This window comes from Sporomusa acidovorans (assembly GCF_900101845.1).
GTDB lineage: Bacteria > Bacillota > Negativicutes > Sporomusales > Sporomusaceae > Sporomusa > Sporomusa acidovorans.
The window spans coordinates 303,427-319,429 of record NZ_FNAM01000001.1 but is presented as its reverse complement, the minus strand read 5'-3'; the positions used below and the strand labels follow the sequence as shown (position 1 = coordinate 319,429).

The 16,003-nt window shown below is 41.5% G+C and carries 14 protein-coding genes; 13 read left to right on the top strand and 1 reads right to left on the bottom strand.

Annotated elements, in window-relative coordinates:
- Window positions 1–146: 146 nt before the first annotated feature.
- Complete coding sequence (locus BLR65_RS01700; protein WP_245692292.1) at window positions 147–1,313, bottom strand: PAS domain-containing sensor histidine kinase; 1,167 nt, start codon at window positions 1,311–1,313, stop codon at window positions 147–149.
- Between the two features lie 1,300 nt (window positions 1,314–2,613).
- Here BLR65_RS01700 and BLR65_RS01695 point away from each other — a divergent pair.
- The 13 genes from BLR65_RS01695 (at window position 2,614) to xerC (ending at window position 15,998) form a co-directional block, all read left to right on the top strand.
- On the top strand, window positions 2,614–3,093 hold the full coding sequence (locus tag BLR65_RS01695; RefSeq protein WP_245692290.1) for a hypothetical protein: 480 nt from the start codon (window positions 2,614–2,616) through the stop codon (window positions 3,091–3,093).
- A gap of 354 nt (window positions 3,094–3,447) precedes the next feature.
- Window positions 3,448–4,974 carry a YifB family Mg chelatase-like AAA ATPase gene (locus tag BLR65_RS01690; protein WP_093791794.1) on the top strand — a complete coding sequence of 509 codons (1,527 nt, stop codon included), beginning with the start codon at window positions 3,448–3,450 and terminating at the stop codon, window positions 4,972–4,974.
- A gap of 80 nt (window positions 4,975–5,054) precedes the next feature.
- Window positions 5,055–5,609, top strand: a complete 555-nt coding sequence (locus BLR65_RS01685; protein WP_093791792.1) for a LemA family protein — start codon at window positions 5,055–5,057, stop codon at window positions 5,607–5,609.
- A 23-nt stretch (window positions 5,610–5,632) separates the two neighbouring features.
- Window positions 5,633–6,382: a TPM domain-containing protein gene (locus BLR65_RS01680; RefSeq protein ID WP_093791790.1), complete on the top strand. Its 750-nt coding sequence runs from the start codon at window positions 5,633–5,635 to the stop codon at window positions 6,380–6,382.
- The gene (locus BLR65_RS29375; RefSeq protein WP_176772663.1) at window positions 6,376–6,666 is read left to right on the top strand and encodes a hypothetical protein; all 291 of its coding nucleotides are present in this window, start codon (window positions 6,376–6,378) and stop codon (window positions 6,664–6,666) included. The genes BLR65_RS01680 and BLR65_RS29375 overlap by 7 nt, the downstream gene beginning before the upstream one ends.
- A gap of 334 nt (window positions 6,667–7,000) precedes the next feature.
- Window positions 7,001–8,203, top strand: a complete 1,203-nt coding sequence (gene folP / locus BLR65_RS01670) for a dihydropteroate synthase (protein WP_093791788.1) — start codon at window positions 7,001–7,003, stop codon at window positions 8,201–8,203.
- 14 nt (window positions 8,204–8,217) lie between these two features.
- Complete coding sequence (gene folB / locus BLR65_RS01665) at window positions 8,218–8,586, top strand: dihydroneopterin aldolase (protein WP_093791786.1); 369 nt, start codon at window positions 8,218–8,220, stop codon at window positions 8,584–8,586.
- Window positions 8,583–9,107, top strand: coding sequence for a 2-amino-4-hydroxy-6-hydroxymethyldihydropteridine diphosphokinase (gene folK / locus BLR65_RS01660; RefSeq protein ID WP_093791785.1), 525 nt, complete (start codon window positions 8,583–8,585; stop codon window positions 9,105–9,107). Before folB ends, folK begins: the two co-directional genes overlap by 4 nt.
- Entirely contained in the window at window positions 9,100–10,224 is a 1,125-nt protein-coding gene (locus BLR65_RS01655) for an MGDG synthase family glycosyltransferase (RefSeq protein WP_245692288.1), read from the top strand. Before folK ends, BLR65_RS01655 begins: the two co-directional genes overlap by 8 nt.
- A 159-nt stretch (window positions 10,225–10,383) precedes the next feature.
- Window positions 10,384–11,469: a DNA-processing protein DprA gene (gene dprA / locus BLR65_RS01650; RefSeq protein ID WP_093791781.1), complete on the top strand. Its 1,086-nt coding sequence runs from the start codon at window positions 10,384–10,386 to the stop codon at window positions 11,467–11,469.
- Window positions 11,466–13,658, top strand: coding sequence for a type I DNA topoisomerase (gene topA, locus BLR65_RS01645; RefSeq protein WP_093791779.1), 2,193 nt, complete (start codon window positions 11,466–11,468; stop codon window positions 13,656–13,658). The genes dprA and topA overlap by 4 nt, the downstream gene beginning before the upstream one ends.
- Window positions 13,651–14,946, top strand: a complete 1,296-nt coding sequence (gene trmFO, locus BLR65_RS01640; protein ID WP_093791777.1) for a methylenetetrahydrofolate--tRNA-(uracil(54)-C(5))-methyltransferase (FADH(2)-oxidizing) TrmFO — start codon at window positions 13,651–13,653, stop codon at window positions 14,944–14,946. Before topA ends, trmFO begins: the two co-directional genes overlap by 8 nt.
- Before the next feature lie 95 nt (window positions 14,947–15,041).
- On the top strand, window positions 15,042–15,998 hold the full coding sequence (xerC, locus tag BLR65_RS01635; RefSeq protein WP_245692286.1) for a tyrosine recombinase XerC: 957 nt from the start codon (window positions 15,042–15,044) through the stop codon (window positions 15,996–15,998).
- Window positions 15,999–16,003 lie beyond the last annotated feature (5 nt).

The following is a 16,003-nucleotide window of genomic DNA, read 5'->3' as shown; positions in this document are numbered from 1 at the left end:
AAAAAATGTAGAATTTGGTAATATTACGGATTTTGGGGAGTGAATGGCAAAAAAAATTCCCCCTTTTCTTAAAAATAAAGAAAAGGGGGAGGCAATACGGATTAATTATTTAGCTGTATAGGATTAGGGCTGTTTGCTGCTTTTAATCAAGCAATACTGAAGCGAATGAAAAACGTTGTGCCCTGATTGCTTGTTTTGACTTGAATATCAGCCTGATGCCGCTGGGCGATTCTATAACACATCGGTAATCCTAAGCCGGTGCCGGTGTCTTTGGTTGTTAAAAAGGGTTTACCCAAATTGTTCAATATGTAATCAGGGATGCCATGACCTTTATCATTAACTGCTAAAATGACCTTGTCTTTTTCCATGAACGTACATATATTCAGGCTGCCGCCTGTCGGCATTGCTTCTAAACCGTTACGGACCAAATTTAGCAGTAATTGGCGGATTTCATTTTCATCTAATTGTAGTTCAGGTATTTCCGCAAGATCATGAGTTACGTCTGCCGCTGATGCAATGGCCTCAGCCTGAATCAGCGGCAGCAAGGATTTAATGATACGATTCAGACTGCATTTTTTGAGGTCAGACCGCTTTTCCTTTGCCATGCAAAGATATTCCCGGATAATTGAATTTGTTCTGTCAAGCTCCTGGATCATCAGCTCAAACCGGTCCCGATAGAGAGAAAACTCCCTTTTGTTCAGTAATAACTGCAAGTAGCCGCGTACCGTTGTCATTGGGTTTCGTATCTCATGAGCGACGCTGGCAGCCATCTCGCCTACCGTATTTAATCGATCAGCCCGTAGGGCAATTTGTTCTAGGCTTTTTCGTGAGGTGATGTCGCGGATAATACCTTCTAAAGCCAGAAGTTTACCGTCATTGTCATAAATAGGAACGCAGGTCTGTTCAACCCATATCGTATTTTTGTCTTTGCGGGTTAAACGAAATGATTGAGGGAGGTGGTCCAAGCGGGCCGGATTATTGATGAACTGGCAAAATATCGTGAAATCTTCGGGATAGGTCAATTTAAACAAAAGATTTGCATCAGCATAGAATTCTTCAGGGGTATAACCCGTACACGCATAAATGGACGGGCTTACGTATTCAAATTTAGGTATTGGCAAAAGGCGGTAACGATAAATGCTATCGACAGCATTTTCTGCTAATAGCCGATAAAGCGCTTCTTTATCAATCAGAGCTAATCTTGTTTTTTCAAAATATACCAACAAAGTGGCAATGGCAACAAAAAGCCTTAAAAAACTTTCAATTAAATATCCCCATGGCAAAAACCATGTTTCGTCAATTAAAAAGGGCATATCCAGAGAATGGACTCCCCAGAATATAAAACCATATCCGAGTAGAAGTCTACTTATAGTGTTTAACTGCGCATATCGTATAAAGGATATGCCGAGCCATATGCCCGCAATTCCGCCAAAAATAGTGCAAGGTAAGAAACGATACACTAAAGGTAAGTGCATTATTGTAAACATGCAACCCAGCAGAAAGAGGCCTGCTGCAGCATAAAGCCATCGTCTATTTAACGGTTTGCCGGCGAATAGATAGGTACCCTTTATAAATATCAAGAGAAAAGCAAATGTTATGACTTGAAAACAGCTAAACCATCCTATCGATTGCGTCCAATCAAATATACCGGAATCAAAAAGAATATTTCGTAGGAAAAGGAGTAAGCAGCTTACAATCCAAAAACCAAAATAGCGTTCACGATAAACGACATATAGGTAGGTATAAATCAGCAGCATTAACGCTGCTCCTATGATCGAACTAAATATAGATATAATAAAATAATTCATATGATCATCCTTTACGAAATGTTCGTTTTAGCAATCTAACAAGACTGGTATAAATCGGAAAATATCAATAGTATTTTTTTCTTACCAATTGTTAAAATATCCTCCTACTTTATGGAAATATTTTAATATTATTTTAAATTACCACTGGTAACGGCGAAAAATGAAGAGGACTCTTGTCAGATCTATGTGGATTTGACAGGAGTCCCTGTTACTGCAGTTTTATAGAGTAATAAATAAGTGTCTACAGTTCCAGTAGGTTGTAGGCTTTTGTTGTTTATAAAGGATTTCGCTAGATAAAAAAAGAAATTACATATAGTACTATTTTAGTAGAAGTAGGGTAAAATCATTTTGGATATTAGTGTGTGTACAAAGAATTAGTGCAATTAAAGAGAAAGAGGGAGAAAAACCGCGAAATGCAATAAAGAGGCAATTGCTACATACCAAGCGGTCCTAAAATATGCTGACCCGCGCGATACGGAAATGATTGAAAAAGTGAAAAAGCATATTACTATATATTCCGCATTAAAGAAGTTTGCAGGCGCAGGCGGATGGTGTATGAAGAGCGCTCCACCACTAGCGTTTGACTTCCGCTTTTGCCAACACACCCCCCGACTGCAAAAATCTTTAGCACGTTGTATATAGAAAAAAAGCTGAGTAATAATGAATAGGTTAAGATAGAATTCAAATTTATTACGGAGGCTAAGATAGACGAGATAAAATCTATAAGGAGTGTGAGTCCGTGTATAAATTGGGTCATTACGTAAATCACAAACTGCAAGAGTATCGTTACGCCGACATATTTGATGTGGAGGAAGAAGATAGTTATAAAAGAATCGTTATTGGTTGTGCAGAAAATCATGTTTCTACGATTCTTGAACTAATTGCTTTACTAAACGGATCTTTCTATATTCTGTATGTTTTACATACTCCGCGTGCAAGGATTGAGTCAGGCAGATACCAGAGTGAGAAGTTATCTTATAATGAAGCAAGTACTATTCTTAATCAGTTCCATAAATTTTTTGAAAATGACGCTCGCCATGATATATGGATTTATTCACCTGAAACGAGCACAACCATTGTGTATGACCGACACAATCTAATCTACATATATGGCTATACCACTGAGCAAGTACAGTTCATTGAGAAGAAAGGTTTAAAAAGGAAACATGTTGAAATTCCCGTGCCTCACGTTCATAGCTATAACAAAGAGTGCGATACGTTTGAATCAAAGTTAATTGATCAATATACATGGAGCAGAACGCCGCTGCTTGATGAGGATAGGTAATAGCCTATTACTAGGAAATGGTGCCGTATCTAAGATAATTTATTTTTTGAGCAAATAGAGCATTGGAAATAAAAGAGATAGGTGTCTGCCTGGTAGGCAGTTTCACTTACCTGCGAAGATAGAATAAGCCACTAAAACCAATAACAGAACCACACAGGCAGCAATGATGATAAGTTTCTGCGAAAGTGGTTCTTTTTGTTTCTGTATTGTTTTGATTAGGCAGGATTTGTTAGTGCTTATCAAGAATTATTAAATAAATTATTTTAATAGATAAAAGATAATGGTAAGCTGGAAGTAGTCTAATGATTATAATTAAATGCGTTTTCGGCTAACGACTAGCTACGGGGGTAGCTTATGTTTGCACAAATTATGGGTTCAACTACAATGGGTCTAAACGGGATTTTAATAACTGTTGAAGTGGATATTGCTAATGGTATTCCTTGTCTTGATATTGTCGGCTTACCTGATACTGCTGTGCGTGAGTCCAGGGAACGTGTTCGAGCTGCTATTAAAAATAGTGGATTTGAATTTCCTACTCGCCGCATTACCGTAAATTTAGCTCCTGCCGATATTAAGAAAGAAAGTTCAGGGCTCGACTTGCCTATCGCGGTGGGAATATTGGCGGCAAGTGGTCAAATTCTTGTTAATTACCAAAGCCAGGTCTTTGCGGGGGAACTATCTTTAGAGGGACGATTGCGGGCCGTATCAGGGATATTATCGATGGCAGCTAATTGCCAGGACAATGCCATATCTGAAATGTTTGTAGCTCCGGAAAATGCCCAGGAGGCATTATTAGCTGGCAGCCTAAAGGTGTATGCACCGGAAACACTGGCTGAGATCGTTAAGCATCTTAATGCTCAGAGATTATTATCGCCAGTCGTTTCTAAAATGCCGGAAAGACAAACTATCGATTCTACATTAGACTTTGCCGATGTACAGGGTCAGGTTGTTGCCAAACGTGCCCTTGAAATTGCTGCCGCAGGCTTTCATAATGTTATGATGGTTGGACCGCCCGGCTCAGGAAAGACAATGCTGGCAAAGCGGATCCCATCAATATTACCTGCTATGACATCACAAGAGGCTCTGGAAGTTACAAAGATTTATAGTGTTGCCGGCATGTTAAAAAATAATATTGGTTTAGTGACTGAAAGACCGTTTCGCAGTCCTCATCATACGGTTTCCATGGCTGGAATGATCGGGGGAGGCAGTATGCCGAGACCGGGAGAGGTTACCTTGAGTCATAACGGGGTATTATTTTTGGATGAACTGCCGGAATTTCCAAGGACAGTACTGGAGGTGTTAAGGCAACCGCTTGAGGACGGAGAGGTAACAATTTCCCGAGTTAATGCTACTTTATCTTACCCCGCCAAGCTAATGCTTATTGCGGCTTTGAACCCTTGTCCGTGTGGATTTAGTTCTGATCCGTCACGGGAATGTACTTGTACTCCTAATGATATTCGACGCTACCAAAAAAAGATATCAGGACCTTTGTTGGATCGGTTAGATATAACCATTCATGTTCCGCGTTTGGAATATAATGACTTAGTAAAAAATGTCCCCCAAGAGTCATCAAGTGTTATTCGCAGCAGAGTAGAAAACGCAAGATTAATTCAAGAAGAACGCCTACTGAAATTTGGATTTCATGCCAATGCACAAATGGAGCACAAGCATATAAAAAAATTATGTAAATTAACACCTGATGCAATTGATCTTCTGCGGCAGGCTTTTAGCCGGATGAATCTTAGCGCACGGGGCTATGACAGAATTATAAAAGTAGCGCAAACGATTGCTGATTTGAGTGGCAAACTGCAAATTGAAGTAGAACATATTGCAGAAGCTATTCAGTTCCGTAATGATTTTCAAATAATTTCCAGGAAATAATCTCCTGCATTTTGAAGATAATTTTCATCGTTAGAGATAATAATAGGAGTTCCTTTTAGGACAAAAAAGGAGGTAATTTGATGAAAAAGACGGCATGGATTGTTATCGCTATAGTTGGAGCGATATTAGTAAGCGCAATGATGAGTTACAATACGTTGGTAAGTATGAATGAAAGCGTTAACGGCAAGTGGAGTCAGATTGAAAATCAATTACAGCGGCGAGCTGATTTGATTCCTAATTTAGTTAATACCGTAAAAGGTTATGCGGCACACGAACAACAGGCTATTCAGGCTGTTGCCGATGCTCGCGCCAAGCTGGCCGGTGCACAGGGGCCGGCGTTAAAAGCACAGGCGAATGCTGAATTAAATTCAGCGTTGAGTAGGTTACTGGTAATCGCCGAAAATTATCCTAATCTTAAAGCCGACCAGAATTTCCGGGCACTAATGGATGAACTCAGCGGTACAGAAAATCGGATCGCTGTGGCGAGAAAGGATTATAATGACGCTGTACAAGGTTATAATGTAAAAATACGTTCATTACCGACAAGCTTGTTTGCCGGAATGATGGGTTTTGGGCCGAAAGAGTATTTTAAAGCGGAAGAAAGTGCAAAACAAGTTCCCCAGGTTAAATTCTAATTTTCCAAGCGAGGGGATAACTTATGAAGAAAAGGTTATCTTGGCTGGTTTTAGCGGCTTATCTACTGCTCGGAACTGTAGCCTGGGCTCAACCTCAAATTCCGCCGGTACCGACCCGCAGTATTTATGTTCAGGATCAGGCTGGTGTACTTGATGCCGAAACCAAGAATAAAATCAACAACCTAGGCGGCAAACTGGCAGATAAGACCAAAGCTCAAATTGTAGTACTGACAGTCAAATCTCTTGATGGAGAAAGTGTGGAAAACTATGCATTAGAGGTACTGAGACGCTGGGGCATTGGTGATAAACAGTTAAATAATGGGGTATTAGTGCTAGTTGCTGTGAATGACCGGCAGTCGCGGATCGAGGTAGGTTACGGTTTGGAAGGTGCGCTTAATGACGCTAAGACCGGTGCTATTCAAGATAATTATATGCTACCTTACTTTTCAGCCAATGATTTTAATAAAGGAATTTGGAATGGCTATCAGGCGTTAGTTAGTATAGCGGCTAAAGAGTATAATGTAGATATAAATACCGATGCTAAGCCTGTTAAAAACCATGCGTCTGCCAACCAGTCTTTGCTGGATACTTTGCCATGGTGGGCGCAAATTGGCTTAGCCGCAGGCGCTTTAGCATTATTTATATTTGATTGGCTCTTTTTAGGCGGAAGCATTACGTATCTTATTCTTTCGCTATTGCGTTTTCGCGGCGGAGGCGGTGGCGGCTATGGCGGAGGATCTGGCGGCGGCGGCGGCTCTAGTCGAAAATGGTAGTCAACGAGGCATTAATAAAAAAAGAAGAAGCAAGCAACCAAGATTTATCAGGTGCTTGCTTCTTCCTCTTTATTTTACCAAATCAAGCCGGGGATTTGGACGGTAACTGCGGCCAATTTTACTGCAAGGGTTTTCCCCATCTCTTTGGCGACGGCCAAAGCGGTATTTACACAATCATTAGAAAAATCCACAAGGGCAACTCTCTTAATTTGCGGATCCATATAGGTATCAAAAGCCTTGGAAGCGCGATGGTATTGCCGCCATATGCGGCAATTAAAGCATGAGGAATAGTGCCGAGTGCTTCCGCACCCCACAGTGAACCGTTAGCAGGGGTCGATACGCCAAAAACACCGCCGACAGGGGCTGCATAACCATCTGCTTCCTGGACAGCATAATGATCAAAGCGTGAAGGAAAAAATAACTGTCGCTGTAATAACCGCTTTTTATTTGTTCCACAGGGAGCTTAAAATGGTCTAAGATAGGCGCTGTTTCATAATTGGCCTCCTAAGAGATTGCAAATCTAAATGATAAATTTCTAAAATTTGCATAATAATCTTTATTCTACATAATTTTATGATACAATAAAATTATATTTTGTCGCGATAGGGGAGGAAAATAATGCAATATAATATGCGGGTAATCGAAATAAAAGATCAAGAGCAGGCCCGGCAAGAAATAGCAAATGTAAATTGCGATGCTGCGGGTATTGCTATTATGGCAAATAAGGTTATATTTAAAACAATAAAAGTGGAAAATGTATTAAGTAAAGCTGCAAATCTTTTAAAACAGGCTTTTCTTTCTAAAGGCGGTGAAGCCGCAATCTCTAGAGGTTCCGCTGATTTAAGGGAAGAATATACGGATGTGCTGTTGAGTGGCAGTTTAAAACAATTTAGACAATGTATCCCTAAACTTAAAGCTCAGCCGTGGGGTTTGAAAAAACTGGCTGAGGAGTTAGAAGCCGTGATTGAGGCAGAAGAAAATTTTCCGCGGCGTAATTATAAGCTGGGATCACACGCTGTCTCAATTTCTCCGGATAAAACCTTGATCATGGGGATTTTAAATTTTACACCCGACTCTTTTTCTGACGGCGGAAAGTTTAATAATTTAGATGCAGCGCTAAAACATACTGAACAAATGATTAAAGATGGTGCGGATATCATTGACATTGGGGCCGAATCGACCAGACCGTATGGGTCGCATAAGATTTCGGCCGTAGAAGAGCTGGAAAGATTAATGCCGGTATTGGAAAAAGTTTTAGGCAACTTTAATATCCCGGTTTCGATCGATACTTATAAAGCCGCTGTCGCTCGGGAAGCTTTAAAAGCGGGTGCTCATATTGTTAATGATATTTGGGGGCTGCAATTTGATGCTGAAATGGCTAACGTAGTAGCTGAATATAACGCTCCGGTAGTTATTATGTATAATCAAGGTGATGCCGACTATCAAAAGGATGTTATGTCTCATATACTTGAGTTTTTGCGCCACAGCATACAGATTGGAAAATCTGCCGGCATAAATCCGGATAACTTTATTGTGGACCCGGGGGTTGGCTTTGTAAAAAAAATGTCAGATAATCTAATCATTATGTCACGCTTGAGTGAGCTTAAGTCGCTTGGGTGTCCGATACTTTTAGGGACTTCGCGCAAACGGTTTATCGGTCATATTCTGGATGATGCCCCCGCTGATGATCGGGTGGAAGGAACCGGCGCGACTGTGGCAATAGGAATCGCTAAAGGCGCCAATATTGTTAGAGTACATGATGTAAAAACCATGGCGCGCATTGCTCGTATGACTGATGCAATGCTCAATGCAAAATTTTAGTAGGGGGAATCAAAATGAGTCATCGCGTATCTTTGAGAAACATGGTATTTTACGGCTTTCATGGGGTCTATGAATTTGAACGCGAACTGGGTCAACGCTTTTATGTTGATGTTGATTTGAAGGCCGATCTACGGCGCGCAGGAGAAAGCGATGACCTTCAAGAGACAGTAGACTATGTGTCTGTCTATAATCAAACCAAAGATATAGTGGAAAACCAGCGGTTTCAGCTTTTGGAAGCATTGTCCTACCATATTGCGGGCGAAATCCTGCGTTTACATCCCCTTGTAGAGGAAGCGACAGTGCGGGTGCGCAAACCATCAGTGCCGATTGCGGCAGCGCTTGACTTTGTGGAGGTTGAGGCGGTTCGGAGACGTGAATCATGATTATACTGGGATTAGGTTCTAATATTAGCAATAATACCTATACGCGGGAAGAAAATATTGCCACTGCAGTAAGACTTCTAAGTAGTCATCCACAGATTACTATCGGGAAAATATCCCATTTATATGAAACAGAACCAGTTGGTTTAAAGGAGCAGCCTAATTTTCTTAATGCGGTGATCGAGATTCGCACTGATCTATCACCCTTAGAATTGCTTACGGTATGCTTAGCAACTGAGAGACAAATGGGAAGGATACGGGAAGTTCACTGGGGTCCACGGAATATCGATATTGACCTTTTGGTTTATCATGATGTAGAGATGACGACTAGTGAACTGGAATTACCACATCCCCGCACGCCTGAGAGAAAATTTGTTTTAATTCCTTTGGCTGAGATTACCGATAATGCCAAAATATATAGAGGCAAGAATGCACAAGAATTATTGATTTCAACACCAGATGATACTCAAGTGAAGGTATATGGCGAGATTGTATTTGACGAGCAGGCGATATCTATTGGTTAATCGGCGAGTTTTATTTATTAGTGCCCCAATTGGTGCCGGCCATATTAGGGCGGCACAGGCGGTCAGTCAAATTCTTAGGGCCGACTATGGTTGTCAGACTCAGTTATGCAACATATTTGATTTTTTCCCTGCTTTTATTGGGCAAACAGTTTTAAAAATTTACTTAAAAATACTTGCTTTGTTTCCTGCAGTGTACGGATCTGCATACAAATGGGGAAATCACAGTCGCTTGGCGCTCTTTGGCCGGGAGTTGGTCAGTCGAATCCTTGCCAGGCGTATGGTAAATTATATCAGTGATTTTAAGCCGGCGGTTATAATCTGTACACATGCAACTCCCGCAGGAATAGTAGCCTGGCTAAAGAATAATCGTCTGATTACCGCACCGGCTGCAGCTATTATTACGGATTTTGTTGTTCACCGTTTATGGGTGTATCCGGAATTTAATTGTTATTTTGTAGCTCACCCAGCTATGAGGGATTATTTATGTCAGCACGGTGTTGCCTCCCGGGATATTGAAGTTACGGGAATACCTGTTAGTCCTAGTTTTAGTCTGCCAGTCAACAAAGATGAATTATATGCGAAGCTAAAGCTTTTTCCGGATTATAAGACGATTATGATTATGGGCGGCGGAGCTGGAATTTTACCAATAACTGAAATACTCGAATTATGTAGCCAAATTGATGGAGCGCTACAATTTATTGCTATTGCTGGAAAAAACCAAGCGTTATATCGTGATCTTCTTCGTCTTGAATCTGTTAGTAAGCATCCTGTCAGGGTTTTCGGTTATGTAGAAAACATACATGAACTAATGAGTATTGCCGATTTACTAATATCCAAGCCAGGGGGAATGAGCGCGGCTGAAGCTCTGGCGAAAGGAGTACCACTCGTTATATTCCGCCCAATCCCAGGACAGGAAATAGCGAATACTCGTTATTTACTGGATAACGCTGCGGCGTTTAGAGCAGACTCTCTCTCAGAACTAAAAAGCATGATAAGTAGAATGCTAGTTGAAGATAATACAAGTTTGATTGAATTACGTAAGAATGCGGTTTCACTTGGACAGCCCGACGCGGCCCGAAATATAGCTGGTATTATCGCCAAAAACTATTTAAATTGAATAAAAAATTAATTTTAACAGAAAAAATTTAAAAATTAGGACCCCAGGCTCTTGACCTTTGGATTTTATTCCAGTTATAATTGCTAGTATTATGATTTACCAAGTATTTACTATGTGTTATTAACTTATTCAATGCTAGTAAATATGGAGGAAGTGAATATGGAACATTTTTACTTGGCTGCTCTCCAGATGGTGCCAGGTATCGGCAGTTCACGCATTAAGGCCTTGGTTGATTATTTTGGTAGCGCCCGGCAGGCATGGTTGGCTGACCGAGGCGATTTATTTTTATCAAAGTGTCTTGATAGCACGGCTTATAATAATTTACTGGCACAGCGGGATAAGATAGATATACATAAACTCGCAGAATCAATAGTAAAAAAGGGTATTTCCCTATGCAGTTTATTAGATGATGATTATCCGGTGTTGTTGCGTAATACTTTCAATCCGCCTTATGTTTTCTATTATCGGGGAACTTTGCCGACTAACGATAAGCTAATAGCGATTGTTGGTTCCCGTAAGGCTACTGCTTATGGAAAAAACGCAGCAACTATGCTGGCTGCGGCGCTGGCTTCTATCGAGGTCGGTATTGTCAGCGGCGCTGCCAGAGGAATTGATACAGCTGCGCATCTTGGCGCTTTAGAACAAGGATATACAGTGGCTGTGCTTGGATCTGGCGTAGATATTTTTTATCCTCCGGAGAATAAAAAAATGTTGAATACTATCGCCGAAAGAGGAGTAATATTATCCGAATACGCTCCGGGAGTTATGCCACATCCGGGTCATTTTCCGGCACGTAACCGCATTATTAATGGACTAGTGCGCGGGGTGGTTGTTGTCGAAGCTGCAGAAAAAAGTGGAGCCTTGATAACAGCTGATTTTGCCTTAGAAGAAGGCCGGGACGTTTTTGCTGTGCCGGGAAGTATTTTTGCAGGTAATAGCAAAGGTACTAATAAGCTTATAAAGCAGGGAGCAAAGCTGGTAGACAATGTTGACGATATAGTTGAGGAGTACGGCTGGCAAAAAAAACAAGATACGCAAGCAGGTTCTGAACTATCTCAGGCAGAACGTAGTGTGTATAATTTGCTGAATTATGAAGAGCCTATAGGAATTGAAGAAATTGTGACGAAATTGAATGTACTGCCCGCAACGGCTGCATATATATTATTGCAACTTTCATTACGGGGTTTGACGGTCGAACATAGCGGTCAGCGCTATACATGCACCGCCAGGGAGGGAATTAAGTGAGCAAAGCTCTAGTTGTAGTAGAATCCCCGGCTAAAGCCAAAACAATAGAAAAGTTTCTGGGAAAAAATTTTACAGTTAAAGCTTCTATGGGGCATTTACGTGATTTGCCAAAGAGTCAATTTGGTGTTGATCTTGAACATGATTTTGAACCGAAGTATATTAATATCAGAGGTAAAGGGGAACTTATCAAAAGCCTAAAAGATGCTGCGAAAAATGCTGATATTGTTTATCTCGCAACTGACCCGGATCGTGAAGGTGAAGCCATTGCCTGGCATTTGGCACACATTCTTAACATTTCGGAGCAATCTACGTGCCGGATTGAGTTTAATGAGATTACCAAGCCGGCTATTCAGCAAGCGGTCAAAAAACCGCGTCCTATTAACCTGCCACGTGTTTATGCCCAGCAGGCCAGGCGAATTCTTGATCGGATAGTAGGTTATAAGTTAAGTCCTTTATTATGGCGGAAAGTTCGTAAAGGATTGAGTGCTGGACGGGTACAGTCGGTTGCCGTTCGCCTGATTTGTGACAGAGAGAAAGAAATCCAAGCATTTATTCCCGAGGAATATTGGACAATAACGGCAAAACTAAAAGAAAAGCCTAATACAAAAGTTTTTGATGCTGAAGTAGTGGCTGTTGATGAGAGAAAACTTTCTATTCAGAATGAAACTCAAGCTGAAAATGTTGTAAATGAGTTAAGTCATGCAAAATATATAGTTTCCGGTGTTAAAAAACGAGAAAGAAAACGTAATCCGTCTCCTCCTTTTACTACTAGTAGTTTGCAGCAGGAAGCTGCTCGTAAATTGGGATTTACGTCCCGTAAGACGATGATTATTGCTCAACAATTATATGAAGGGCTTGATATTGGCCGTGTCGGTCAAGTTGGCCTTATTACTTATATGCGTACCGATTCTACTAGAGTGGCTGAGCTTGCTCAGCAGGAGGCCAGAAGTTATATAGAAAATAAATTTGGCTTAAGTTATCTGCCGGCAAAATCGCCGATTTACGCCAATAAAAAGTCACAAGATGCCCATGAAGCAGTCAGACCCACTACGCTTGATTTACCGCCTGGCTCAATCAGTACCAAATTAAGCAAGGATCAGTTAAAACTTTATACCCTTATCTGGGAGCGATTTATTGCCAGCCAGATGACACCGGCGGTTTATGACACGCTTACTGTTGAGATTACCGCTGATCGATACAAATTGAAGGCTATCGGTTCACAACTCAAATTTTCAGGATTTCTTGCCGCTTTCAGTGGGACAATTGGTAAAAGCAAAGAGTCGGAACAAAATCCTGATAGTGAGCTGGATAAAGAGACGCCGCTGCCTGAGCTTACGGTCGGGCAGGTGCTAAAACTCAGTAAATTAGATCCTAAACAACATTTTACCGAGCCACCTCCTCGCTATACCGAAGCTTCATTGGTTAAAGTTATGGAAGAAAAGGGAATAGGGCGGCCAAGCACTTACGCGCCAACAATTGAAACCATTGTTGAGCGGGGTTATGTTGAAAGAACCGACAAAAAGTTTTATCCAACCGAGCTTGGTTTTGTCGTACTTGATCTTCTGAAGCAATACTTCCAAAAGATTGTTGATGTTGAATTTACCGCCGATATGGAAGATCAATTAGATGATATTGCTGATGGTGACATTTCCTGGTTAAGGGTTTTAGAACAATTTTATGACCCGTTTGCTCAAGATCTAAGTGTTGCGGAAGAAGCTATCGGCCATGTCGAATTGCCTGTTGAGGTTTCAGACGTTGCTTGTGAAAACTGTGGGCGGATGATGGTTGTCAAACAGGGGCGCTATGGCAATTTTTTGGCTTGTCCCGGCTTTCCCGCCTGCCGCAATACAAAGCCGATCTTAAAAGATACGGGTGTTAAATGCCCGAAATGTGGCGGTGCGATTGTAGAACGCAAGACCAAGCGCCGGAGAGTCTTTTATGGATGTGAAAAATATCCCGAATGTGATTTTAATACCTGGGATATGCCATTAAAAGAAAATTGCCCAGCCTGTGGGGCATTTATGGTTCGTCATAAATTTAAAAATGGCGGTTTTTCTACTATTTGCAGTAATGAAAATTGTTTATCACGACAGGAAATTGACAGCAAAAATGTAAAGGATAAAGCAGAAGACAAGAAAGTACAGGCAAATGTGAAAAAGCCTGCAGCGCGGAGGAAAAAGAATGGGTAAAGTTACTGTATTGGGAGCTGGCTTGGCGGGCAGCGAGGCTGTCTGGCAATTGGCCGAAGCGGGAATTGATGTAGAGTTATACGAAATGCGCCCTAAGGCCATGACGCCAGCCCATCATACGAATCTTTTTGCTGAGTTGGTATGCAGCAACTCACTTAGAGGGGCCGCCGTCGAGAATGCAGTAGGCTTGTTGAAAGAGGAAATGAGAAGATTAAATTCATTAATCATGAGAGCCGCTGATACTCACCGTGTGCCTGCTGGCGGAGCACTAGCTGTTGATCGTCACAATTTTAGCCAGATGATTACCAATATTATCGGTAACCATCCACGAATTTCTGTCTACAATACCGAAGTTACCGAAATACCTGTTGACCGGCCTTTGATTATCGCAACCGGCCCGCTTACTTCGCCTGGCTTATCGAAAGCAATTGCCTGTCTTACCGGTAATGAGTATTTTTATTTTTACGATGCGGCAGCACCTATTGTAACGGCTGATTCGCTTGATATGAATATAATTTACCGCGCCTCCCGCTACGGTAAAGGGGATGACGACTATCTGAACTGTCCTATGACTAAGGAGCAGTATGAGCTATTTTGGCGGGAAATTACCCAGGCTGAAACTGCGCCGGTTAAGGATTTTGAAAAAATAGTGGTTTTTGAAGGCTGTATGCCGATAGAGACGATGGCGGCAAGAGGAATTGATACCATGCGCTTTGGCCCAATGAAACCTGTTGGACTAAGGCACCCGGCGACAGGCGAAATGCCATATGCAGTCGTTCAGTTACGTCAGGATAACTCTTCAGCAACACTTTATAATATTGTTGGTTTTCAGACTCATTTAAAATGGTCTGAACAACAACGGGTTTTCAGACTTATACCAGGTTTAGCCAATGCCGAATTTGTCCGCTACGGTGTAATGCACCGGAATACATTTATAAACTCACCGGCAATACTACTTCCCACGTTACAAATGAAAGCGCAGCCACAGATTTTCTTTGCAGGTCAAATTACCGGCGTCGAGGGATATGTTGAGTCGGCGGCAAGCGGTTTGATCGCTGGCATTAATGCCGCTAGGATGCTGCAAGGCCTTGAGCCTAGGGTATTTCCTGAACAAACCGCTCACGGAGCGTTGTGTCGTTATATTACGCAAGCGGATGCAGCTCATTTTCAACCTATGAATATAAATTTTGGCCTATTGCCGCCATTAGGGCATAAGATTAAAGATAAGAAGCTGAAAAATAAGGCTATCGCCGATAGAGCGTTGGTGGCATTACAAGAATTTATTTGAATAATATGACAATAATGTTGCGGAATTATTTTAAGTATGATAGTATAATAGTAATTTCCGCCAGAACAGAACTATGTTAATTTTTGTCGGAAAGAATGATGAAAATGTTTCCTGAGAATAAAAAAGAGGATAGCGTTGACCAGCTTCTAGATCAATTTATTTTGTATCTAAAAATTGAGAAAAATGCCTCGCAACATACTATTCATAACTATCAACGCGATATTCTGCAATTTATGGAGTTTATCTGCAGTCAGGATGCCGGCGCGGCGTTGCTGGCTGACGTCACGCCTCTTATGATTCGCAGTTACTTGGCTTTTTTAAAATCAGAGCAGTATGCCAAAGCGACCATTATGCGACGAATTGCGGCGCTCAGGTCGTTTTTCAGATTTTTATGCCGGGAAAATATTTTAAAGGAAAATCCATGTAAGGCGGTTAGCACGCCAAAACTAGATAAGAGATTGCCCATTTTCCTTGACACCGGTGAAATTGGCGAATTAATTTCTCTGCCAGATGACAGTTTTCTGGGCATACGGGATAAAGCTGTATTGGAAATGCTATATGCGACAGGGATACGAGTCAGTGAACTTGTTGGCATTACTCTGCCGGATATCGAATTTTCCAGTCGCACGATTATTGTGACAGGTAAAGGTGCTAAACAGAGAATCGTATTAATGGGCCGAACAGCTGTTGAAGTTGTGAAAACTTATTTATCCAGGGTACGTCCCTGCCTGTGCAGTAAGCCGGGGAAATATGGGAGACAACCAGAAAAACTGCATAAATATTTATATGTAAATAATCGGGGAGGGCCGCTCACAGACAGAAGTGTACGTAGAATTGTTGATAAATACGTAGAGATCATGGCATTAAAGAAGAACGTAAGTCCGCACACTATTCGTCACACTTTTGCAACCCATCTGCTTGACAATGGGGCTGACCTAAGGTCAGTACAGGAACTTTTGGGTCATGTCAATTTATCAACAACCCAGCTCTACACGCATATAACTACGGAAAGACTTAAAGCCAGTTACAAGAAATCTCATCCACGTGCTTGAATTTT